Raw genomic sequence first — 22,005 nt, 5'->3', positions numbered from 1 at the left:
CGTGAAAGCCATCCATGCCCCTCCGCATTGCCACCTTCAACATCGAAAACCTGATGGCCCGCTTTGATTTTTCGGGCTTTCGTCACGAAAATCGGCAGGACCGGGTCGTGCGGATGTTCGGCGTCAGCGACAAGGAACTCTACCGCGATCTCGAACAGGCGCGGCTGATCTCGGAGACGGACGATACCCGCCAGCTATCGGCGCTGGCGATCGCTGCGACGGGTGCTGACATCCTCTGCCTGCAGGAAGTCGACGACATGGCGGCGCTCAACAGTTTCGAGCGCGCCTATCTGAGCCGTATGATGGGTGTCGGCTATCGCCAGAAGGTTCTGGTCGAAGGCAACGACACGCGCGGCATCGACGTGGCGCTGATGATGCGCGACAAGACCCGTGACGGTCAGCCGATCCAACTGGTGGAAGTACGCAGCCACGCCGCGCTCACCTATCAGCAGCTTGGGCTGTTCACGCCGCAGATCGCCCTGACCAACAAGCCCGACGATCGCGTCTTCCGCCGCGACTGCCTGGAGGTCGACGTGCGGATCGGCAACAAGCCGCTGACCATCTACGTCCTGCATCTCAAGTCGATGACCCAGTCGCGCGACGATACCGATGGCCGCTTTGCCAGCATGCCGGTGCGCGAGGCGGAGGTCAGGGCCGTTCGGCACATCATCGAGCGGCGCTTCGGCACCGACGGTGCCGGCACGGCAAGCTTCGTCATCTGCGGCGACATGAACGACTATCAGGAGCGCCTGAAGGTCACCGGCGACCAATTCTCCGGCTATGCCTTCGAGCCGGTGCGCGAGGAGATGAGCGCGCTCGACATCTTCACCCGCGACGGCTTTGCCGACAATATCGTCAGGCGCAGGCCGGAGATGGATCGCTGGACACTCTTTCACTCCCGGGGGCCGGAGGAACAGCACCTCTGCCAGCTCGACTACATTTTCCTGTCGCAGGCGCTGGCGCGGCATAATCCGGACGCCTTCCCGGAGATCATTCGCCAGGGACAGCCGTACCGGACCGCCATGCCCGCTGGCCAGCAGGTGGAGCGTTTCCCGCGCGTTGGCTGGGATCGGCCCAAGGCTTCTGATCACTGCCCGGTGGTCGTTTCGCTGGAGCTTCCATGAGTTCGGACAGGATCATCTGGCCAAGCGAACGGACCGTCGTGCCGATCGACCGCGTCGACATGCGCCTTCAGGCCGGGCAGCATCCGTTCCAGATTGCAGAAGCCGATGCCATTGCCCGGAACTGGGCGCTTGAAACGACGGCCAACCCGGCGCTGTTCAATGGCGACGTGCTGCTGCAGGACGAGGTGCGGCTGGAGAACGGCGTTGTTCATGCGCGGGCCAGGCTCTCGGACTTCGCAACGCTGCTGTGGTGGCTCAAGCAGCGGCAGCCGGTCAGCGGTGGCATCTTCGTCGCCAGCGCCGTTCCCATGTCCAGCGACGGCGCGTTGATCGTCATCCGTATGGCCCGGCATACGGCCAATGCCGGCAAAGTCTACTTCGCTGCAGGTTCGCTCGACCGCTCGGATGTGATGCCGGGCGGCCAGGTGGATACGCTGGGCAGCATGGCGCGGGAACTGCTTGAGGAGACCGGTCTTTCCGTTGCCGAGGCGGTCGCCGATCCGCAACTCTACGCCACTGGCTTCAACCGTCGTCACTATGCTTTCAGGCTGTTCCGCTTCCCGATGACGGCGCAAGAGATGTGTCGGCGTGTCGAAACGCATATGCAAACGGACCCCAATCCTGAGATCGACGCCGTCTACGCGATTCGCGATGCCGATCCGCAGGCCTCCAATTATGACGGGCTGACGCGCATCGTTCTGTCCTTCGTTTTCGGCAACCCGCGAGACATTGCGGGTTGAAGGAAGAGGTCGTCTCGGGCAGTTTGGGCGCGAACGGTCAGGTTGCCGGTTCCGGCAGCCATGAATGAGTATCGCATGAGGAGGTTTCCTTGGGTCTTCGCTACGCCATTTATGACGTCTTCACCGATCGCCGGCTGGCGGGGAATCCGCTGGCCGTGATCTTCGATGCAGACGCTTTGTCTGACGAAACGATGCAGGCCCTGGCACGCGAGATGAACCTCTCGGAGACGGTGTTCGTCTGCAATGCCGCCAATCCGGCACATGCGGGGCGGTTGCGGATCTTTACGCCAATGCGCGAGTTGCCGTTTGCGGGACATCCGACGGTCGGCGCGGCGGTAGCGCTCTGTGAACTCAATCATGCCGAGCAGCGTCCGGATTTCGACCTTGTCTGCGTGTTGGAGGAAAAGGTCGGGCCGGTTCGCTGCGCCGTGCGCCTGTCGGCGGAGGCTGCAAGCTTCGCCGAGTTTGACCTACCGCGCACTCCATCCCGGATCGAGCTCAATCTCGACCGTCAGGGCCTTGCCGACGCGCTTGGCGTGAAGGTTGCCGATCTCGCCTTCGAAAATCACGTGCCGTCGATCTGGAGTGCCGGGGTGCCGTTTCTGATGTTGCCGCTGCACAATCTGGCGGTTGCCCAGTCGGTCGAGTTTGACCCCGGCCTATGGGAGAAGGCGGCGCCGTTCGTCGAGGGTCGCATGGCCTCGGCCTACCTCTATTGCCGTGGCGGGGTGCACCATGCGGCTAAATTCCACACCCGGATGTTCTCGCCGGACATGGGAATAGCGGAGGATCCGGCAACGGGAGCGGCAGCCGCTGCTCTGTCCGGTGCAATCCGGCATTTCGACGGGCTCCCCGACGGCCATCATCCTGTCCTGATCGAGCAGGGCGTCGAAATGGGACGTCCCTCCTTCATTCATCTGCACATAGATGTGAAGGACGGTGCCATTGCGCGGGCGCGCATTGGGGGGCAGGCTGTGAAGATAGCGACCGGCGAGATCCATCTCTGATTCCGGATATTTTTTCGGCCGATGGGAACCTGGATCCGAGGTCGGCGTTATTGGGAGCCGAGCGGAGAAGGACGATGCAGACGTGTTTCGAGTGCACCTTGATGATGCTGGAACCAGCCGAATTTTCCCCGGTTGATCCAGCCGCAATTGATCGACCGGATCGATCCCGTTGATGTGCCGCCTGCGTTGAACCGACATCCCGCTGCCAAACCGACGAGGCGCTGAAATCGCCGTCGGAGGCGAGTGTTCACCTCCAGAAAAAAGATGATCGCTGCTCTGTTCAAGCGTAGCGCCACCCGTGTGGCCGCCGCGGCGATCCGTCGAAATTGCATGCTTTAGGAGTAACCTGATGATCAGGAGCGAGACGAGACCCAGCCAGGATCCGCTGAACTCGGAGGACCTGGCGAAGTGCCAGCAGGTCTTCGAGCGTCTGCGCTTGGAAATCTGCCCGGATGACGACGCGGAGGAGACCAATCGTCTCGCAGCCATCACCATCGAGCTTTACCGGCAGGGCGTCCGCCGCGAGGATCTGCTGCGCGAAATGGTAGCGGCTGCACGCGGTCACTGATCTCCGCACCCTCGGAAGACTTCCGGAATTATGTCTACGGCGCGGATCTCGGTCCGCGCCGTTCTTGTCTGAGAGACACAGCAGCAGACCCAGCGGCGCCTTGCCGTTTACGTAAACTGCGGTTTATATCGGTGGAGTGCTGCCGCCTTGCGGCACGTCATCCTGGGGAGGATCCATGCCGCTACCACCGTCGTTCAAGAACCTGCGTATCCCTGCCGTCGCGGCGCCTATGTTCTTGGCGTCGGGCCCCGATCTTGTCGTCGAGACCTGCCGCGCCGGTGTCGTCGGCACTTTTCCGGCGCTCAACCAGCGACGGACGGAAGGTTTCGTCGACTGGCTGGCGGAGATCGAGGGACGGTTGGCAGGCGTGCCCGACGCTGCGCCATTCGGCGTCAACCTCATTGTTCACCGCTCCAATCCCCGCATCGAGGCGGACCTGAAGGCCGTGGTCGACCACAAGGTGCCGCTGGTGATCACGTCTCTCGGCGCCGTGCCGGACGTCGTGAAGGCGGTTCATTCCTACGGCGGCGTCGTCTTCCATGACGTGATCAGCAGGCGCCATGCGGAGAAGGCCGTGGAAGCAGGGGTCGACGGCATCGTTGCGGTTTGCGCCGGAGCCGGCGGTCATGCCGGGACGCTGAGCCCGTTCGCCTTCATTCCTGAGATCCGCTCGTTCTTCGATGGAACGATCCTGTTGTCCGGCGCAATCAGCACCGGGGCGCAGGTGGCTGCCGCGCGCCTGATGGGCGCCGACCTGGCCTATCTCGGCACGCGGTTCCTTGTGACGCAGGAATCGATGGCGAGCCAGGAGCAGAAACAGATGACGATGGAAGCCCGTGCCGGTGACGTCGTCTACACGCCGGCTATTTCCGGCGTGAACGCGAACTTTCTGCGCCAGAGCATCGTGGCTGCGGGGCTCGATCCGGACAATCTTGTGGCCAGCGGACCGATGGATCTCGGCCATGAGGCGAAGGCCTGGAAAAGCGTGTGGTCGGCTGGTCAGGGCGTTGCAGCGATCGACGACATTCCTTCAGCGGCAGAACTGTGCGCCCGACTGATCCGCGAGTACCGCGCGGCCCTGTCGGCGGGAGCCGAAGACCGATTTCTGTCATAGCGGTCGAGACGCCGCAGGCATTGCTAAATGCTGGACAGCAAAAAGCCCCCGAGCAAGCTTGGGGGCCATGCATTCGACGTCTACCTTACCACTGGCTGCGTTCTGGCGCGCCGATGGCGGTATGCGTCTTTTAGCGGAACGAGCGGGATGCGATCGTGCGGATGTCGTAGCGGGTCAGGCCGATGTCGTTCAGGGCCTGACTGGACAGGCTGCCCAGCTCGTTCATCGTGCGACGGTAGCTGATCCAGCTCTTTGCGAGGCGAATCGGGTTCATGGTGATGTTTCCTTGAGCTTGTCTCGCGCCGGGTGACGGTCTTGTCACTGGCGATGCACCTATATAGGCGCAAAGCTCAATATCTTGCAGTGCAAAAAATAAGCGACTGCCATGCAAATGTGCAATGGATTGCCGCATTTGTAGCCGTGGATCAGAAACTAGGCGAAGAGGATGAACGCCGGAAAGGCGGACACAAAAAAACGCCCTCCGCGATCGGGAGGGCGTTTTGCAAGCGGCAGAAGCCGCAGGACGATAGCGTATTAGATGCCGACGGCCGTACGGGCGATGCGGCGGATTTCAGAGCGGCCGATACCCAGATCGTGAAGTTCGCGGTCCGACATGCGGCCGAGTTCCGAAACGGTCTGACGGTACTTGCGCCAGTTGGTGAGCGAGCGAGCGATGTTCATTGGTCAATTCCTCTTGGTGGTTGCGAGAGCCGTTCACAGGGTGTGTTGCCGTCTCTCAATCGATTGAATGCCAATATAATCAGCCCAGCGCCGATGAACAGCGCCCATCCCGTATGCCACCCATGCGCGAAATGCATTGCTTGATCCGCCCCTGTGGCCGGCTGGTCAATAAATGTGCGGACTGGCGTGGGCGGGGATGCTTGGACGCTCCGGCTGCGGGTCGTCCGGCTACATGGACGCGCAAGAACGACGCCCACCGGGGGAGGATGTCCGGTGGGCGTCATCTCAGTGACCAGCGCTTGGGAGGAGGAGGGTTGCCGGTCGATCGGAGTTCCGCTGGGAGGAGGAGCGCGGCGCTCCGAATGTCGCCGCAGAAATCAATCTGCGTTGTCTTGATAAGCTAGACGGACTGCCGCCGATTGTGCGGCGCAATAATCAAATGCGAGCCATTCATCAGGCGCATGTCTTGTCTGCAGATGCTCAATCCTATTCCGAACTGGTTACCGGAGCATTAAGATCCCGGCATTGGCCGAGGTTCATCATACGCGGCATTATCAGGTAAGGCACTGCAGCTTCGCCCTTGGGATAGGCGGCCCGACCTGTCATTTTTCCTTTGCGTACGGAAAAAACGGTTGTTATAGAGACGCGCGCTCCGGAAGGCCTCTGCGCGAGGATTTTCGTCGCGGTTTGCGGCGCGGGTATGGTGAAATTGGTAGACACGCCAGATTTAGGTTCTGGTGCCGCAAGGCGTGGGAGTTCAAGTCTCTCTACCCGCACCAGGTCTAGGAGTCTGTCGTCGAAGGCCGAAATCGGCCGGTGGCCGCAAAGACCCAGCGCACGAGATTGCATCGAGGCCACGACCGGCAACACGTTCCGGCGTCGTGCTCACGGAAACCACGGCTGTCTGAGCACCGCCGCATGATATGAAGGTATGACTTATGCAGGTTATCGAAACGCTCGCTGAAGGGCTGAAGCGCGAAATCAAGGTCGTTATCCCGGCCAAGGACATGGAACAGCAGATGAACGAACGCCTGGCCGATGCCAAGGACAAGGTTCGCATCAATGGTTTCCGTCCGGGCAAGGTGCCTGTCGCGCATCTGAAGAAGATGTACGGCAAGTCGATCATGGCCGAGCTGGTCAACGAAATCGTTCGTGATCGCCCGAGCGCCATCCTTTCGGAACGCGGCGAAAAGTCGGCGACCCAGCCGACTATCGCGATGACCGAAGACGAAGCCGAAGCCGAGAAGATCCTCAACGCCCAGGCCGATTTCGAATTTACGCTGACCTACGAAGTCATCCCGCCGATCGAACTGCAGCCGACCAGCGGCATCAAGGTCACCCGCGAAGTCGTTGAAGTTTCCGAAGACGAAGTCAACGAGCAGATCCTCAAGATTGCCGATAGCGCCCGCACCTTCGAAACGAAGGATGGCGAGGCCGCTTCCGGTGATCGCGTTACCATGAACTATCTGGGCAAGGTGGACGGCGAAGCGTTCGACGGCGGTGCTGCTGAAGACGCAGAACTGGTGATCGGCTCGAACCGCTTCATCCCCGGCTTCGAAGACCAGCTCGTCGGCGTCAAGGCTGGCGACGAGAAGACCATCACCGTGACCTTCCCGGCTGACTATCCGGCTGCCAACCTTTCGGGCAAGGAAGCCACCTTCGACATCACCGTCAAGGAAGTCGCTGCACCGGCAGAAGTCGAGCTCAACGACGAGCTTGCTTCGAAGCTCGGTCTCGAGTCGCTCGACAAGCTGAAGGAGATCGTTCGCGGCCAGATCGAAAGCCAGTATGGCAACGTGACGCGTCAGAAGGTCAAGCGTCAGATCCTCGACCAGCTCGACGAAATGTACAAGTTCGAGACCCCGGCTGGCCTCGTTGACGCCGAGTTCGACAACATCTGGCGCCAGATCAACACGGATCTCGAACAGTCGGGCAAGACTTTTGCCGACGAAGACACGACGGAAGAGGACGCTCGCGAGGAATACCGCAAGCTCGCCGAGCGTCGCGTTCGCCTTGGCCTGGTGCTCTCCGAGATCGGCGAAAAGGCCGGCGTCGAAGTGACCGAGGACGAAATGCAGCGTGCGCTGTACGCCCAGCTGCAGCAGTTCCCGGGCCAGCAGAAGGAAATCCTCGACTTCTTCCGCAACACCCCCGGCGCTTCCGCTTCGCTGCGTGCACCGATCTTCGAAGAGAAGGTCGTTGACCAGCTGCTGTCGGAAATCGACGTCACCGACAAGACGGTGACGAAGGAAGAGCTGATGGCCGAAGACGAAGATGGTGCCGAAGACGGTGCCAAGGCCGAAAAGAAGAAGGCTGCTCCGAAAAAGAAGGCCGCCAAGGCCGAAGCATCCGAGACTTCCGAAGGCGAAGAAGCTGCTGCTCCGAAGAAGAAGGCTCCGGCCAAGAAGAAGGCTGCCGAAGGCGACGCCGAGTAAGAGCGAACCTTCACTGCGTGATCAGAGCCCTCGGCAGCAATGCCGGGGGTTTTTTCCATGATTGGGGGGCAAAGACGCCAGCCTCTGCCGTGTGGAAGGCTCTGGCTGGGCTCCAAGGGGAGTGGAATGGGAGGGAGGGTGCGACGCACCCGAAGACGGCTGAGAGATCGACTGCCCTGCGCAGCCGGTTCCGACGGCTGGCTCGCCTGTCGACATCGAACGTCTGTTCCGCGGCCGCCCGCAAAGGCGGGGCTCACCAACTCTCTGCAGAGCCGGGGGTCCGCGAGCCCCTAACCGGCGTCATGCCGGCTGGCTGCACGTTAGCCTGCGGCTTTCGACTGCCTCAAGGCCGGCCCCAGTGCGAAGCCACCGAAGCTGCTTCTGCCCTTAAGAATGCGTAAACGCCGGTCTCGTTCTGGCGCACCGAGTCCTCGATAATCCAGCCGAATGCCCAGGCTTCGCGCAGCAGGCGTCGTTCCTCTTCGCTCAGGAGGGCGGCGTCGCTCGAATATGGGTTCTCGTGTGCCGGCACGCCGAGAATACGGGCGTTGGCACCGCGTTCCTGACAATCCAACAGAGACTCAATTTCCATGCGCCGATCCTTATAGAGGAGGGCGTAATACTGACATGTCGGCGTGGTCGCAAGGCGATCGACGGCAGTACGGACGCGAAATAGCAAATATTCGTCATAATAGAGAAGCTTGAAGAATCAGTCGCTTAGTGAAGCAGGTGGCGGCGCGTGCCGCTCTAACCATTCCACATCCCAAAGGTTGCGAAAGCGGACCCGATGGTCTGCTTCAGTCGCGAATTCCCGGAACCAATTCGCCACCGAATGACTTCATCGTATTCAGTCAAGGTGATGGCATGACGCGATACCACTTCAATCTGCGCAGCGACGACGGATGGACCAGTGATGTCGTCGCCGTCGATTTGGCCTCGCCTGTCGACGTGCTGGTGGAGGCCGGTCGACTGCTGTCAGATGTTGCCCGCGACGAACTGCCGGGAAGGGACCGCCTTCTCGTCTTTCTTGAGGTCCTCGACGCCGAGGGCTGCCCGATTTTTGTGAGCAGCCTGTCGTTTGTCGCGGAATGGTTAGGCAATAGCAGCTCCGGCGGCGATGGCACCGACTAAGCCTTCCTTGTTATTCCAATCCCATCACACCGTACCGAACCTCCGATGGCGGGCTCTGCCAGCCATCAATCCGCACCTACGCATACAACTATGAGGCGTTTATTGCAAGAATGCACTTTTGAATTGACCTAGATGCTAATGCGTTCTACGGTTGTCTTGTCAATCAGGAGGAACGCAAATGGTGTATTCCAAGAATCCCTTTCTGCAGGTGGCGCGGGCCGGTTCGGCAAGTAAGCCGCGCAGCGGTTTGGCTGCCTCTCCGGCCGGCCGGCACATGCAGCTCGCCAAGAACTGCTTCGCGCTCGCCAAGCGCTACAAGGCGAGCCGGAACCGCAAGAAGTACTGGAGCATGGTGAAGGCCGGTCGCAGCGCTCTGGCGCTGGCCCGACAGGAGATCCGGCTGTTCAAGCAGGGCAAGAGCATCCGCCGCCGATCGTTCGCTGTTCACCGCGCGGCCTGAAGCCTCGATCATTCCGGCGCGGGGCAATCGAAGCCGTAGCCCCGCGTGCAGGTGGCGCAGCCAATGTGGCGACGTCCCCGCCGGGGCGCTGCGCGCGATAAAGAAAGCCACTGTCTGAGGGAGGTCATGATGAACGACGCTTTGCTTTTTGGATATTCGGTCGAGGAAAACGATGGCAAGTTCGTCATCACGCTGGCTGGCAAGCTGGCGCTTCCGATCATGCAGGACATCGCCGCGCAAGTGACCAATGAGCCCGGCTCCGCCGGCAGCGTGACGCGGTTGTTCCCTTACAGCCTGCTTGCCTCGCAGGCGGTGCGGCTGATGCAGCAGCCTTCCGGGAAAGGCGCAGAACGGGAGGAAACCTCGCTCGAGGATATCTTCGGCCAGGGGTTCGACCGCGACCTCGACGACTTCGAGCGGCAGTTGGACCGGTACCAGAACATGCTGCCGATGTCGGCACGCGGACCGGCGGGCGCTCCGCTGATCGCAGCCGACGGGGATGACGCGATGCGCGCCAAGAAAGCGGTCGTCAAGGCCGCCAATCCGTGAGGAGGATGGCATGGTTCAGCTTTCCCGTGAGGAGACATTTCTCCTCCTGACCTGCAGACCCTACCTGTCGGGCGCCGACGACCAGCGTCTCATGCGCATCGTCGCGGAGGAGCCCGACTGGTCCTTCATTCTTTGGCGTGCCGAGAGCTATCAGACGCTTCCGGTCTGCCTCCATCATCTTCGCCGACTGGACCTCGGCTACGCCGTTCCGCAGTGGGTGATCGCCTACATGACGGCCTGGTCGCAGCTATCGCGGGCACGCAGCGAGGTACAGTTCAAGCAACTCGGCGAACTGCTCGCGCATTTCCGTGGGGCAGACATCGATCACTACCTGTTCAAGGGGCCGATGATGTCGGCACTTCTCTACCCGGACCCGGCTCTGCGGCCGATGCAGGACATCGACCTGATGGTACGGGCGGCAGACGTGCGACGCGTCCAGCGCGAGCTCTACGCTCTCGGCTACCAGCACGGCGTGTTCAATCCGGCGGACGGAGTGTTCACGCACATGTTCCGCAAGATCACGCCGAAGACCATGGAGCATAAATATGCGCTTCATTCGGTCACCAAGGTGGAAGAAATCCGGCCAGCGCTCGACGTCAGCCTGATCGCCCCGGAATGGCGGATGCGACAGATCAAGTCATTCGTCAAGGACGACGGGACGGTTCGCATGCCGGTGTTCATTGACGTGCATTTCAGTCTCGGCGAGGGGATGGACGAGGCGGATGTCTGGCGCGGCACTGGCCGGCGGCGTGTTCTGGGGCGGGAGGTGCCGAGCCAGTCCTTGACCACCGCTCTCTGGTTCAGCGCCGCGCGGGTCTATTACGAGGCATTCCAGCACGGCACGCTGAAGCTGCAGATGCTCGGCGATATCGATGCACTGCTACGGATGCACGGGTCGGAGATCGACTGGCCGCAGCTTCTCGCCATCGCCTCGAAGTATCGCTTCTCGGCGGCGATCTTCTACGTGCTTGAGCAGGTTCGGCGGTTGTTCGACGCGCCGATCCCGATGCAGGTCCTGGTGCTTCTGCTTCCGGATCCGACGCGCCAACCGGATCCCGCCGATTTCGGCGACATCCTGCCAAAGCTCCTGTCGCGAACCGTCGTTACCGACATCGAGCTTGCCTGAACCAAGTCAAGACATCCGGCACGTGTTCTGACCGGCAGCCATCTTTGCTGCCCGGATGGATGCGGCCCAGCGATGTTCACAACTCCGGGGGGAGAGACATGCAACGCGTAGCAATCATCGGAGGTGGGCCTGCGGGTCTGGCCACGGGCCAGGTATTGGCCGAAGCCGGGATCGATTTCGTCCTGTTCGAGGCCGGCAAGGCCCTCTTGGAACGGCAGCACGAGCAGGCGGGCCATCTCGGCGCCGGCATTGGCGGCGCTGGCCTGTTTTCGGACGGCAAGTTCAGCTTCTATCCGTCCGGCACCCACCTCTACACACTGGCCGATCGTGTGCGGCTGGGAGAGGCCTATGGCTCGATCGAGCGGCAGTTGACGGAGGCCGGTATCGAGGCACCGCCGCTCGACCCGGATGCCGGAAACGGGTTTGCCGCAGCCGACGCGCCGATGATCGCCAAGGCCTATCTCTCCACCTATGGATCGCTCATCCAGCGCCGCGCTTTGATCGGCAGGATGATCCGCGACTTCGAGGAGCAGATCCGCTGCGAGACGCGCGTCGAGCACATCGACGAGACCGCGGACGGGTTCGGCGTCAGGTCTGTCGGATTGGATGGAAAGGTCCGCGAGGAGCAGTTCAGCCACCTCGCGCTGGCGACCGGCCGGTTCGGACCGCAAGCACTCGCCGGAATGCTGTCGTCGCCGATGGCGATGACCGACCTGCGGCTGGAATTCGGCATCCGCCTGGAGCATCCCGATGGCGTCGGCTTCCTGTCTCGCGTCAAGCGCCCCGACGTCAAGTTCATCCTCGACGCGCTGGAGACGGAGGTGCGCACGTTCTGCACCTGCCGCAACGGCGAGGTCTGGATGATCCCTTACGGGGACGTCGCGGCGCTGTCCGGGCGTTCCGATGGTCCGCCCAGTCGCTACTGCAACTTCGGCCTCCTGGCGCGCTTCACAGGCGAGCGGTTCGAGACCGGCCGGCGGATCTGGGACGCCATGCAGAGGGAGCTGGGCGAGGAGGCACCGGCAGTGTGGCAACCGCTGCCCGAGTTCCTGGGACTGCCGATGCCGGACGCCGATCCCGATCCGCACGGCAGGCCCTGGTATCCACAGGGTGGTTTCCGCCGCGGCGACATCGCCGGCAAGCTTCATCCGGAACTCTACGAGATCCTCGCCGAAAGCCTGAGGATGCTGATCGGCCGCTTCCCCGACATGCTGTCGCCAAAGACGGTCTGCCTCTTCCCGGCGATCGAGGGCGTCGGCGCCTTCCCGGCTGTCGACAACGGTCTCTCTGCCGGCGACGGACGGATTTGGTTCTGCGGCGATGTGGTCGGCCGGTTCCGGGGGCTGGTTCCGGCGCTGGTCAGCGGCGCCTATGCGGGTGCAGCCATTGCGGCAGCGCTCGGCCACGAAGTCTTGCCATCCGCCGACGAGCAATGGCAGCCGGTCGCCGCCCAATAGGGGCTGATGCACTGCAGAGACAATAGGGTACGCCGTCAGGGACGTGAATCATGCTGATCGCCATAGAGGGAATAGACGGTGCGGGAAAAACGCACATCGCCGGAAGGCTTGCGCGGGCCCTCAGCCAGCGTGGCCACCCGGCGCGGGCGTTGAACAAGAGCGACATCACCTTTGGCGACAATTTCGCCGATAGCCGGCTCAGCCTGTTGAAGGAGGTCATCTGGCCGCAGCAAGGCGAGCCGAAGCAGGATCTGCTCGGTACGCATTTCTATCTCCACCTTCTGGCCGCCTGGTTCTCCGCCATCGGTTGCCTGCTGAAAGGCAGCCGGACGATCTCGGTGATGGATGGGTCGCAGTACCGGGTTATCGCCAAGGCACATCGACGGTCCGGTCTCAGCCTCGACGTGCTGCGCGGCTACTTCGCGTCGGCGGCAGAACCGGATCTGGTGGTGCTGCTGTCAATAGATCCCCGGCTTTCCTGGACGCGTCGGGCGCAGTTCAAGGAAACCGAGCTTGGGCGCTGGGACGGCCTCGCCGGCGATCCAAGGACCGCCTATTGCGCCTACCAGGATAGCATCCAGGTTCTGCTGATGCAGATGGCCGAGGCGGATGGCTGGATGGTCGTGCCGCAGGACGAGACGACACGTGACACGGATGTCGTCGACGCGATCCTGCAGCATCTGAGTGTCTACACCGACCAGCCGAACAGCCGGCCGCTAAGTGTGCCTGAGCTGCAGCTGCTTGCCGACCAGCCGGAGCTTACGCCGGCTGCCACTTGAGGTAGATCGTCGCCAACGGCGGGAGCGTCACGAGGATCGAATGATCCCTTCCATGCGACGGCTGCGGCTCGCTCCGTGCCTCGACATTGCCGAGATTGGAGCCGCCATAGACGGCAGCATCGGTATTGAGGACCTCCTGCCAGCGGCCCTCCCTCGGCACACTGACGCGATAGCCCTGTCGCGGAACTGGCGTCATGTTGGAGATGGCGACGATCATGTCCGACCCATCGCCCGTCTTGCGCAGCATGCCGAAGACCGAGTTCTCGGCGTCGTCGCCGATCACCCACTCGAAGCCGTCGGGGTGGAGGTCACCGTGCTGCAGGGCGGGTTCTTCCGCATAGAGCCGGTTGAGGTCGCCGATTAGCCGCTGCATGCCGGCGTGGTCCGGCCGGTCGAGCAGATCCCAGACGATCGAGCCGTCGTGGTTCCATTCGGTCTCCTGCGCAATCTCGCAGCCCATGAAGATCAGCTTCTTGCCCGGATGCGCCCACATGAAACCGAAATAGGCGCGCAGGTTCGCCATCTTCTGCCAATGGTCACCAGGCATTTTGCCGAGCAGTGAGCCCTTGCCGTGCACCACCTCGTCGTGGCTGAGCGGCAGCATGAACCGCTCGGAATAGGCATAGACCATGCCGAAGGTCATCGTCCCGTGGTGGTACTTCCGGTAGACCGGCTCGTCCTGCATGTAATGCAGCGTGTCGTGCATCCAGCCCATGTTCCACTTGAAGTCGAAGCCGAGACCGCCTTCTTCCACAGGCTGGGTAACGCCGGGCCACGCAGTCGATTCCTCGGCCACAGTGAAAGCATGCGGGCAGCGCTGATGGATAATGCTGTTGAGGTGCTTGAAGAACTCCACCGATTCAAGGTTCTCGCGGCCGCCATACTTGTTGGGGATCCACTCATCTGCATTGCGCGAGTAATCGCGATAGAGCATCGAGGCGACCGCGTCGACGCGCAGCGCATCGATGTGGAAGTGCTCGAGCCACTCGAGCGCCGAGGCAATGAGAAAGCCTTTCACCTCGTTGCGGCCGAGATTGTAGATCAGCGTGTTCCAGTCCTTGTGGAAGCCTTCGCGGGGATCCTCGTGCTCGTAGAGTGCGGTGCCGTCAAAGCGGGCGAGCCCCCACGGATCGGTCGGGAAATGCGCCGGGACCCAGTCAAGGATGACGCCGATTCCGCAAGCATGGCAGCGGTCGATGAAGTAGGCGAGATCCTCCGGCGTGCCGTAGCGCCCCGTCGGCGCGAAGAGACCCAGCGGCTGATAGCCCCAGGAGCCGCCGAAAGGGTGCTCCATGATCGGCATCAGCTCGATATGGGTGAAGCCGAGCTTTGCAACATAGGGAACCAGGCGCTGGCTGAGTTCGACCCAGTCGAGCGAGCGGTTGCCTTCTTCGGCGACGCGCAACCAGGAGCCGAGGTGTACCTCGTAGACGGAGATAGGCCCTTCGCCCGAGCGCTTGGCAGCGCCCTGGCGCATCCACTCGCCATCGGTCCACTGGAACGGCCGGCTGGACGCAACGATCGAGGCGGTGGCCGGCGCAGCTTCGCTGGCACGTGCGACCGGGTCGGCCTTCTGCGGCAGAAGGTTGCCGTTCTGGTCGACGATCTCGAATTTGTAGCGGTCTCCCGGCCCGATGCGCGGCAGGAAGATTTCCCAGATGCCGGCCTGCGGGCGCAGGCGCATCGGATGACGGCGACCGTCCCACGCATTGAAGTCGCCGACCACCGAAACACGCCGGGCAGTCGGCGCCCAGACGGCGAACCGCACGCCTTCAACGCCGTCCACCTCCATCGCACGCGCACCCATCGTGCGGCCGAGATCGTAATGGGTTCCCTGGCTGATCAGGTGAAGATCAAGCTCGCCGAGCAGCAGCCCGAAGGAGTAGGGGTCTTCGGTCTCCTGCACCGCATCCGGCCACTGGATCCGGAAGCTGTAGCGCCCGCCTGTCTCCAACGCAGCCGCAAACAGGCCGGCCTCGTGCACCGGGTGCATTTTGGTACGAACGGCGCTTGCATCCGCCTGCAGGAGCTCGACGCCCTCGGCGCCGGGCAGGAAGACCCGCACGACCGTCACCCCATTCACGACATGGGGGCCGAGAATGGAGAATGGATCCCCGTGTCGTCCATCGACAAGAGCATTCACCGCGTCACGATCGAGGCCGGCGAGAAGTTCGGATCGTTCCATGTTCATGCGTTCTTCTCCGCGAGCCTGTCGACGATGGCGGCAAAGCCGCTCAGCGGAATAGGCAGCCATTTTGGACGGTTGCGTGCTTCATAACCGATCTCGTAAGCTGCCTTTTCCAGGAGGTAGAGATCCAGCATGCGGCGCCGGTCATCTTCGCTGACAGCCAGGTTTTCCGACTGCCCGACTGCCTCGAAATACTGTTCGAGGAAGGCCGCTTCCGCCTGCTCGGTGAACCGGCGGATGATATCGCCGCGCACCGGGTTGTCAGTTTCGGTCACCGCTTCGGTTTCCAGGTCGGCAGTGGCCGCAAGGTAGCTCAGCGAGCGCAGCAGTCCTGCAACGTCACGAAGCGGGATGGTCTTGCCGCGCCGCTCCTGCAGGTCGCGCGCAGGCTCGCCTTCGAAATCGATGATGTAGGCATCGTGTTCGGCAACCAGGATCTGGCCCAGATGGAAGTCTCCGTGATTGCGGATCATCAGCGCGCCCTCGGCGGCCTGTGCAAGCTCTGCGGAAATCCGCAACAGTTCGTCCCGGCGGGACAGAAGCGGCGTGACCAGCGCTGCCGTCTCCGGTTCCATGTCGCGCTGGTTCTCCTCCAGGATCGCCAGTGCCTTTTCGATCTGGCCGACTGCGCTGCGGCGCCAGAACTCGACATTCTCCGGCTTGGCCGGAAGCGGGGCAAAGTCCTCGTCGTCCGTCGGATTGGCGAGCGCGACGTGCAGTTCGCCAAGCCGCTTGCCAATCATGCCGGAAAACTCGACCAGCGGGCGCAAGAGGTCGGCTTCGGCTTCCGGACCCGGCTGCGTCAGGCCGATATCGTCGAGAGCCCGGCGCAGATTGGTCAGCATCCAGTTCCAGGCATCGCCCTGGTTGCGGATCGCGCCCTGGACGATGATCAGCGTGTAGCGCGTACCGTCGGGCGCGGTCCGGGCAATTTCGCCCAGCAGTGGCGCAGTGTTTTTGTAGCCGACCTTGGTCAGGTAGCGGGTCATCTCGACTTCCGGATGAACGCCCGGAAAGATGTGGCGGATCAGCTTGATCATCGCCACGTCAGCGATGATCAGCGAGCTGTTGGACTGCTCGGCCGACAGCCACCGAACCGGCAGATCCTCGGCAAGGCTCATGCAGTCGAGCGCTTCGGTGCCGAGGAACTCGAGGGTGCCTGAGCGGCCCGAAATGACCGATCTTTCGCAAAGTCCGCGGATGACGCCGCGTGCCATGTTCTCGATGGCGAACCCATCCGTCAGGTAGCCTACGCGGCGGCCTTGGCGGATGCGGGCCAGAGCCAGCTGCTGGGCCAGTGCCGGCGGCTGCGTGTCGTCCCAGGCGGCCGTCAGCGGCAGCAGATAGGTTTCGGTGTGGCCCTCCAGCTCAGCTTCGAGCTCGCCGAGCAGGATGTTGTGGGTGAAGCCCATGGGGGTGGCCGCCACCAGCGTCGCCCGCTTGAGGGTTTCGCCCTTCGAGCCGAACCAGCGGCGCTTGTCGAGGTAGGCCGGCAGGATGTCACGCGACAGGGTGGCTGCAAGCTTCGGCTCGTCGATCAACTCCATCAGGTCGCGGCGCATGACCATCGTCGTGAGGTCGGGCATTTGCTCGGGGGGCTCCGTTCGCCAGGCTGGGCCATCGGCTTCGGCCACAAGCTGGAACCAGTAGAAGGAGAAGGGAGGCAGAGTGAGCAGGTAGGTCAGCTGGCCGATCGGAGGGAAGGGCGACATGCCGGTCAATTCGATCGGCACGCGTCCCTGGAATTCCGACAGATCAAGTTCAACTGCCTGCGGCAGGCGCGACAGGTTGGCGACGCAGAGAATGGTGTCGCCTTCGTATTCGCGCAGGTATGCGAGGATCTTGCGGTTGCCGGGCGTCAGGAAACGCAGCGTACCGCGTCCGAATGCCGGATGCCGACCGCGCAGCGCCAGCATGCGGCGCGTCCAGTTGAGCAGCGAGTGGTTGTCGACACTCTGCGCTTCGACGTTCAGCGCTTCGTAACCGTAGAGCGGGTCCATGACCGGCGGCAGCACGAGGCGTGCCGGGTCTGCGCGCGAGAACCCGCCATTGCGGTCCGGCGACCACTGCATCGGGGTACGAACGCCGTCGCGGTCGCCGAGATAGATGTTATCCCCCATCCCGATTTCGTCGCCGTAGTAGATGACCGGCGTTCCGGGCATGGAGAGCAGCAGCCCGTTCATCAGTTCGATGCGCCGGCGGTCGCGTTCCATCAGCGGCGCCAGGCGCCGGCGGATGCCGAGATTGATGCGGGCCCGCTGGTCGGCGGCGTAGATGCTCCAGAGATAGTCGCGCTCAGCGTCGGTCACCATTTCGAGCGTCAGTTCGTCGTGGTTGCGCAGGAAGATCGCCCATTGGCAGTTTTCCGGGATCTCCGGCGTCTGGCGCATGATGTCGGTAATCGGGAAGCGATCCTCCTTGGCAATCGCCATGTACATGCGCGGCATCAGCGGGAAATGGAACGCCATGTTGCATTCGTCGCCGTCGCCGAAATACTCGCTGGTGTCCTCCGGCCACTGGTTCGCCTCAGCCAGCAGAACCTTGCCTGGATGTGTTGCATCTAGGGCTGCGCGGATCTTCTTCAGGATGTCGTGCGTCTCGGGCAGGTTCTCGTTGTTGGTGCCCTCTCGCTCGATCAGGTAGGGGATGGCGTCCAGGCGGAAGCCGTCGATGCCGGTCTCGAGCCAGAAGCGCATGACATTGAGCAGTTCATCGAGAACCTGCGGGTTGTCAAAGTTCAGGTCCGGCTGGTGGGAGTAGAAGCGGTGCCAGTAATAGGCACCGGCGACCGGATCCCATGTCCAGTTCGACTTTTCCGTGTCGAGGAAAATGATGCGGGTTTCCGGGAACTTCTGGTCGGTATCCGACCATACATAGAAATCCCGCTCCGGCGATCCGGCAGGCGAGTTGCGTGCCCGCTGGAACCACGGATGCTGGTCGGACGTGTGGTTGATGACCAGCTCGATGATCACCCGGATGCCGCGCTGGTGCGCCTGATCGACGAAGGCACGGAACTCGTCCATCGTGCCGTAGTCGGGGCTGACATTGCCGTAATCGGCGATGTCGTAGCCGTCGTCGCGACGCGGGGAGGGGAAGAAGGGCAGCAGCCAGATCGCCGTGGCACCGAGCGACGCGATATGATCGAGCTTCTGCGTGAGCCCGGCAAAATCACCGATACCGTCGCCGTTGCCGTCACAGAAGGATTTGACGTGCAACTGGTAGATGATCGAATCCTTGTACCACAGGAGATCCTTTTCGGTCGGTTGGCTCTGGCTCTGCATCATGTCCATTTAGGATTTTCCTCGGTTATCGTACGCGCCAGATGGAAAAAGGCTGGTTCGGCTCAAGTCGAAGCCGCTGCCATTTCCCCGTCAGCGTGAATTTCTGGCTGCTGACGAGATCTTCGACGTTAAGCGCGCCATTGTCCGGGAGGTTCCATGACCAGAGGGGTATCTCGACATCCGCCTCCTGCACGTTGTGCGGATCAAGACTGACGCCGATCAGGAGCACGTTCTCGCGGCCGGCACTGGCCTTCTCGAAGAACATCACGTTGTCGTTCCAGGCGATCAGCTGGTTGAGGCCTAGATGCGAATGGAGCGCCGGGTTCTCCTTGCGGATCCGGTTCAGCAGGGCGATCTCGCTCTTGATGTTTCCGGGTCGATCCCAGTCCCAGGCACGGATCTCGTACTTCTCTGAATCCGCGTATTCCTTGCGCTTGGCGTCCGGGCGGCCCTCGCACAGCTCAAAGCCGTTGTAGACGCCCCATAGACCCGACAGGGTGGCGGCCAGCGCCGCGCGGATCAGGTAGGCGGAGCGCGGCGCGTTTTGCAAAAAGTCCGGGTTGATGTCGTGCGTGTTGACGAAGAAATGCGGGCGGAAGAATTCCTTGGGCGCTTCAGTGGTGATCTCGCGCATGTAGGTTTCGAGTTCCCACTTGGTGTTGCGCCAGGTGAAGTAGGTGTAGGACTGGGAGAAGCCGACTTTGGCGAGGCGGTACATCACCTTGGGACGCGTGAAAGCTTCCGAGAGGAAGACCACGTCCGGATGGCGGTCACGGATGTCGGCGATTAGCCATTCCCAGAACGGAAAGGGCTTGGTGTGCGGGTTGTCGACGCGGAACAGCTTGACGCCGTTGTCGACCCACAGCTGCACCACGTCGCGCAACTCCATCCACAGCGACGGCACGGCGTCCTTGGCGTAGAAATCGACGTTGACGATGTCTTCGTACTTCTTCGGCGGATTTTCGGCGTAGCGAACCGTTCCGTCCGGGCGCCAGTCGAACCAGCCGGGATGCTGCTTCAGCCAGGGGTGGTCCGGGGACGCCTGGATCGCCAGGTCGAGGGCGATCTCCAGGCCGTTCTCGCTAGCTGCCTCGACCAGCCTGCGGAAGTCATCGAAGGTCCCAAGCTCCTGATGGATCGCGTCGTGGCCGCCGTCCGGAGAGCCGATGCCATAGGGGCTGCCCGGATCGTTCGGCCCGGCCGTCAGGCTGTTGTTGCGGCCCTTGCGGTTGGTGGTGCCGATCGGATGGATCGGCGGGAAGTAGAGAACGTCGAAGCCCATCTCGCGGATCGCCGGCAGTCGCGCAATAACGTCGTCGAACGTGCCGTGGCGATTGGGATCGCCGCTCTGCGAACGCGGAAAGATCTGGTACCAGCTGGCGAAGGCAGCCTCGCGACGCTCTGCATCCAGCGGAATGCTCTTCGAACGGAGCCGGTGCGGGCGGCGATCGGCATCGGCCATCAACCGGAAGGTTTCCGGCGCCAGAAGGAGCTCGATACGTTCAGGCTCGGCTGCCCGGTCCAGCCTTTCCGCCAGCTCCTGCAAGCCTATCAGAACATCACCCTTGGCAGCGCTAAGCGCATCTCGAACATGGGCCATGCCTTCCTGGATCTCCAGGTTGAGGTCAAGCCGCGCATCGTGCTTCTTGGAGAACTCGTAGCGAAAGATCTGGAACGGGTTGCGCCATGTCTCGACCGCGAATTCGTGCCGGCCCATGCGCTTTGGCGTGAACTCTGCCCGCCAGCGATCGTTCTCGACGAGTCGCATCTGTACTTCGGTCCATACCTCTTCGTCCGCAGTCCGCCAGAGCAGGGCAGCGGAGATTGGATCGTGACCGTCGCCAAAGATATCGGCTTCCACGACTACCGTATCGCCGACGACGCGCTTGACGGCAAAACGTCCGTCGTCGACGCTCGGGGTGATTGCTTCGATCGCCAGGCGCGGCGAGGCGGCTGCCTCATCAACATCCTGGGCCGGCACTGCGCCTGCAATGACGGGCGAAGCATGCCCCTCGAAGATGCGCAGTTCGCCGGGCTTGAGGCGCAGGTGGGGGGCAATCGGCGAGGAGCCGCCCTCGGTCGGATCTGTCAGCGGCAGGAAGCCGGAGGCTGCATCGCGCACCGCATTCAGTGGCGCCGGCGCCCCGGCGCGCAGATCGCGGTTGACCACCACCAGGCGGATGCCTTTAGCCAAGCGCTGGTCTGCGGCGTCGGCCTGCAGCAGGGCGACCGCCGGGCTCTGTGTCACGTTGATCAGTTGCAAGGGGCTTGAGCGAAACTGTGCTCCATCGCGCAACAGGGTGTCGTTGACGCGGCGGATCTCTGACGAAAGATCGTATGTCTGACGGTCCGCAAGACCGCGCAGACCTTCGCCGTTGCCGTGCACGGGATCGAGCGCCGCCGTCGCGCCATATTCGAACCCAACCGGCACCATCAGGCCGTCGCCGATCGCGGCGGAAAGCTTCAAAGCCTGGACTGCCCGTCTGGCGCGTATCTCGGTGCTGTCCATGCCGTGGGCGAGGCGCTTTGCGAAGGGGACTTCGGGGAAAGCGATCTGGTACCGGAATGCGCGCTGCAGATCATGCTCCTCGATGAACCAGCGCTGCTCCAGATCCCACCACGCAAGCGAGGAAAAGCAGCCATCGAAACCGACGTCGGGAAGCGCCCGCCGCAGCTCGAACGAGGTGCCGGGCGTCCAGGCGAGGAAGGTGGCATCCGGACGTGCGCGCCTTGCGGCCTCGATCAGCCGCTGCCAGCTCTCGGTCGGCAGGCCCTCCAGACCGAGGCAGCGGAAGCCGGAAACACCGGCACCGACTATTCGCATGAGCCGTTGCGACCAGGTGTTCAGATGCGCTTCGAGCGCTCCGGGATCGCCGGCGTTCACTCGGCGGCTGTTCGCGTCGTGCGGAGAAAGCCGCGGATCGGCGGCCGGGCCAGTGGTTTGGCCTTCTGCAACTGCGAGACGGTCAACCACCAGGTCCAGCATCAGTGACAGGCCATGCTCGTCGGCCATCCCCACCAAGCGTCGAAGACCCTCCTCCAGATCATCGCCGAGCCCATAGGCCGGATCCAGCCGGTCCAGAGAGGATGCGACGAAGACGCTCGTGTTGACGGCGCGGGGGAAGAGCGGGGCGCTGAGAATGGTGTCGAAGCCGAGACCGCGGGCATGCTGGAAGACGGCGTTCCAGGCGGCGGGATCCGTGAGCAGTAAAGGATGGATGTAGTAGATGCGGGGGGCGGCAAGGGTGGAAGAGGTAAGGTTCGATTGAACGATGTTCATGGGCGCCGTACTCCGCAGGTTTTGCGTCTAACGTCGGGAGGAAGGGCAGGTTCCACACGCGCGAAGCGTTCTTGGCCGCACAACG

General features: G+C 62.5%; 18 protein-coding genes and 1 tRNA gene. 13 read left to right on the top strand and 6 right to left on the bottom strand.

Annotation, left to right across the window (positions count from 1 at the left end; all coding sequences use genetic code 11):
• Positions 1 to 14 precede the first annotated feature (14 nt).
• The 5 genes from AAIH46_RS02335 (at position 15) to AAIH46_RS02315 (ending at position 4,553) form a co-directional block, all read left to right on the top strand.
• Positions 15 to 1,124 (top strand): endonuclease/exonuclease/phosphatase family protein, encoded by a 1,110-nt coding sequence (locus AAIH46_RS02335; RefSeq protein WP_430303911.1) that lies wholly within the window; start codon positions 15 to 17, stop codon positions 1,122 to 1,124.
• Positions 1,121 to 1,864, top strand: coding sequence for an NUDIX hydrolase (locus AAIH46_RS02330; RefSeq protein ID WP_430303910.1), 744 nt, complete (start codon positions 1,121 to 1,123; stop codon positions 1,862 to 1,864). The genes AAIH46_RS02335 and AAIH46_RS02330 overlap by 4 nt, the downstream gene beginning before the upstream one ends.
• Before the next feature lie 89 nt (positions 1,865 to 1,953).
• Positions 1,954 to 2,871, top strand: coding sequence for a PhzF family phenazine biosynthesis protein (locus AAIH46_RS02325; RefSeq protein ID WP_430303909.1), 918 nt, complete (start codon positions 1,954 to 1,956; stop codon positions 2,869 to 2,871).
• 349 nt (positions 2,872 to 3,220) lie between these two features.
• Positions 3,221 to 3,439, top strand: a complete 219-nt coding sequence (locus AAIH46_RS02320) for a hypothetical protein (protein ID WP_430303908.1) — start codon at positions 3,221 to 3,223, stop codon at positions 3,437 to 3,439.
• Between the two features lie 175 nt (positions 3,440 to 3,614).
• Entirely contained in the window at positions 3,615 to 4,553 is a 939-nt protein-coding gene (locus AAIH46_RS02315) for an NAD(P)H-dependent flavin oxidoreductase (RefSeq protein ID WP_430303907.1), read from the top strand.
• A 130-nt stretch (positions 4,554 to 4,683) separates the two neighbouring features.
• Here the strand turns inward: AAIH46_RS02315 and AAIH46_RS02310 are convergent, their stop codons facing one another.
• The gene (locus AAIH46_RS02310) at positions 4,684 to 4,827 is read right to left on the bottom strand and encodes a DUF1127 domain-containing protein (protein ID WP_430303906.1); all 144 of its coding nucleotides are present in this window, start codon (positions 4,825 to 4,827) and stop codon (positions 4,684 to 4,686) included.
• A 260-nt stretch (positions 4,828 to 5,087) separates the two neighbouring features.
• Positions 5,088 to 5,234, bottom strand: coding sequence for a DUF1127 domain-containing protein (locus tag AAIH46_RS02305; RefSeq protein WP_430303905.1), 147 nt, complete (start codon positions 5,232 to 5,234; stop codon positions 5,088 to 5,090).
• A gap of 694 nt (positions 5,235 to 5,928) precedes the next feature.
• On the opposite strand from AAIH46_RS02305, the gene AAIH46_RS02300 reads away from it, so the two are divergent.
• Both AAIH46_RS02300 and tig read left to right on the top strand, forming a co-directional pair.
• Positions 5,929 to 6,013: transfer RNA gene (locus tag AAIH46_RS02300), tRNA-Leu, on the top strand.
• A gap of 159 nt (positions 6,014 to 6,172) precedes the next feature.
• Entirely contained in the window at positions 6,173 to 7,669 is a 1,497-nt protein-coding gene (tig, locus tag AAIH46_RS02295; RefSeq protein ID WP_430303904.1) for a trigger factor, read from the top strand.
• Positions 7,670 to 8,012: 343 nt separating this feature from the next.
• Here tig and AAIH46_RS02290 read toward each other — a convergent pair whose 3' ends face one another.
• Complete coding sequence (locus tag AAIH46_RS02290) at positions 8,013 to 8,261, bottom strand: CrpP-related protein (RefSeq protein ID WP_430303903.1); 249 nt, start codon at positions 8,259 to 8,261, stop codon at positions 8,013 to 8,015.
• Between the two features lie 128 nt (positions 8,262 to 8,389).
• Between AAIH46_RS02290 and AAIH46_RS02285 the strand changes: the two genes are divergently transcribed.
• The 6 genes from AAIH46_RS02285 (at position 8,390) to AAIH46_RS02260 (ending at position 13,171) form a co-directional block, all read left to right on the top strand.
• Positions 8,390 to 8,800 (top strand): DUF6894 family protein, encoded by a 411-nt coding sequence (locus tag AAIH46_RS02285; RefSeq protein ID WP_430303901.1) that lies wholly within the window; start codon positions 8,390 to 8,392, stop codon positions 8,798 to 8,800.
• Positions 8,801 to 8,978: 178 nt separating this feature from the next.
• A complete protein-coding gene (locus AAIH46_RS02280) occupies positions 8,979 to 9,260 on the top strand; it encodes a hypothetical protein (RefSeq protein ID WP_430303900.1) in 282 nt (93 codons plus the stop codon).
• A gap of 129 nt (positions 9,261 to 9,389) precedes the next feature.
• Positions 9,390 to 9,809: a hypothetical protein gene (locus tag AAIH46_RS02275; RefSeq protein WP_430303899.1), complete on the top strand. Its 420-nt coding sequence runs from the start codon at positions 9,390 to 9,392 to the stop codon at positions 9,807 to 9,809.
• A 10-nt stretch (positions 9,810 to 9,819) separates the two neighbouring features.
• The gene (locus tag AAIH46_RS02270) at positions 9,820 to 10,935 is read left to right on the top strand and encodes a nucleotidyltransferase family protein (protein WP_430303898.1); all 1,116 of its coding nucleotides are present in this window, start codon (positions 9,820 to 9,822) and stop codon (positions 10,933 to 10,935) included.
• A 98-nt stretch (positions 10,936 to 11,033) separates the two neighbouring features.
• A complete protein-coding gene (locus tag AAIH46_RS02265; protein WP_430303897.1) occupies positions 11,034 to 12,392 on the top strand; it encodes an FAD-dependent monooxygenase in 1,359 nt (452 codons plus the stop codon).
• A 50-nt stretch (positions 12,393 to 12,442) separates the two neighbouring features.
• Complete coding sequence (locus AAIH46_RS02260; RefSeq protein ID WP_430303896.1) at positions 12,443 to 13,171, top strand: hypothetical protein; 729 nt, start codon at positions 12,443 to 12,445, stop codon at positions 13,169 to 13,171.
• On the opposite strand, the gene glgB is transcribed toward AAIH46_RS02260, so the two are convergent.
• The 3 genes from glgB to AAIH46_RS02245 are packed head-to-tail and all read right to left on the bottom strand — an operon-like array spanning position 13,152 to position 21,920.
• A complete protein-coding gene (gene glgB, locus AAIH46_RS02255; protein WP_430303895.1) occupies positions 13,152 to 15,362 on the bottom strand; it encodes a 1,4-alpha-glucan branching protein GlgB in 2,211 nt (736 codons plus the stop codon). The genes AAIH46_RS02260 and glgB overlap by 20 nt on opposite strands.
• On the bottom strand, positions 15,359 to 18,640 hold the full coding sequence (gene treS / locus AAIH46_RS02250; RefSeq protein WP_430304975.1) for a maltose alpha-D-glucosyltransferase: 3,282 nt from the start codon (positions 18,638 to 18,640) through the stop codon (positions 15,359 to 15,361). The genes glgB and treS overlap by 4 nt, the downstream gene beginning before the upstream one ends.
• A 25-nt stretch (positions 18,641 to 18,665) precedes the next feature.
• On the bottom strand, positions 18,666 to 21,920 hold the full coding sequence (locus AAIH46_RS02245; RefSeq protein ID WP_430303894.1) for a maltotransferase domain-containing protein: 3,255 nt from the start codon (positions 21,918 to 21,920) through the stop codon (positions 18,666 to 18,668).
• Between the last annotated feature and the right edge of the window lie 85 nt (positions 21,921 to 22,005).

Source organism: Rhizobium sp. 0TCS1.26 (genome assembly GCF_050455525.1).
GTDB lineage: Bacteria > Pseudomonadota > Alphaproteobacteria > Rhizobiales > Rhizobiaceae > Neorhizobium.
Note: the sequence above shows the minus strand (reverse complement) of the source record. Positions and strands in the feature narration are given on the sequence as shown.

What these genes read in the sequence shown, in the direction of transcription:
- glgB (WP_430303895.1), bottom strand. Translation starts at nt 15,362, where the DNA reads ATGAACATGGAACGATCCGAACTTCTCGCCGGCCTCGATCGTGACGCG.
- AAIH46_RS02335 (WP_430303911.1), top strand. Translation starts at nt 15, where the DNA reads ATGCCCCTCCGCATTGCCACCTTCAACATCGAAAACCTGATGGCCCGC.
- AAIH46_RS02320 (WP_430303908.1), top strand. Translation starts at nt 3,221, where the DNA reads ATGATCAGGAGCGAGACGAGACCCAGCCAGGATCCGCTGAACTCGGAG.
- AAIH46_RS02330 (WP_430303910.1), top strand. Translation starts at nt 1,121, where the DNA reads ATGAGTTCGGACAGGATCATCTGGCCAAGCGAACGGACCGTCGTGCCG.
- AAIH46_RS02305 (WP_430303905.1), bottom strand. Translation starts at nt 5,234, where the DNA reads ATGAACATCGCTCGCTCGCTCACCAACTGGCGCAAGTACCGTCAGACC.
- treS (WP_430304975.1), bottom strand. Translation starts at nt 18,640, where the DNA reads ATGCAGAGCCAGAGCCAACCGACCGAAAAGGATCTCCTGTGGTACAAG.
- AAIH46_RS02260 (WP_430303896.1), top strand. Translation starts at nt 12,443, where the DNA reads ATGCTGATCGCCATAGAGGGAATAGACGGTGCGGGAAAAACGCACATC.
- tig (WP_430303904.1), top strand. Translation starts at nt 6,173, where the DNA reads ATGCAGGTTATCGAAACGCTCGCTGAAGGGCTGAAGCGCGAAATCAAG.
- AAIH46_RS02280 (WP_430303900.1), top strand. Translation starts at nt 8,979, where the DNA reads ATGGTGTATTCCAAGAATCCCTTTCTGCAGGTGGCGCGGGCCGGTTCG.
- AAIH46_RS02270 (WP_430303898.1), top strand. Translation starts at nt 9,820, where the DNA reads ATGGTTCAGCTTTCCCGTGAGGAGACATTTCTCCTCCTGACCTGCAGA.
- AAIH46_RS02265 (WP_430303897.1), top strand. Translation starts at nt 11,034, where the DNA reads ATGCAACGCGTAGCAATCATCGGAGGTGGGCCTGCGGGTCTGGCCACG.
- AAIH46_RS02245 (WP_430303894.1), bottom strand. Translation starts at nt 21,920, where the DNA reads ATGAACATCGTTCAATCGAACCTTACCTCTTCCACCCTTGCCGCCCCC.
- AAIH46_RS02315 (WP_430303907.1), top strand. Translation starts at nt 3,615, where the DNA reads ATGCCGCTACCACCGTCGTTCAAGAACCTGCGTATCCCTGCCGTCGCG.
- AAIH46_RS02310 (WP_430303906.1), bottom strand. Translation starts at nt 4,827, where the DNA reads ATGAACCCGATTCGCCTCGCAAAGAGCTGGATCAGCTACCGTCGCACG.
- AAIH46_RS02290 (WP_430303903.1), bottom strand. Translation starts at nt 8,261, where the DNA reads ATGGAAATTGAGTCTCTGTTGGATTGTCAGGAACGCGGTGCCAACGCC.
- AAIH46_RS02275 (WP_430303899.1), top strand. Translation starts at nt 9,390, where the DNA reads ATGAACGACGCTTTGCTTTTTGGATATTCGGTCGAGGAAAACGATGGC.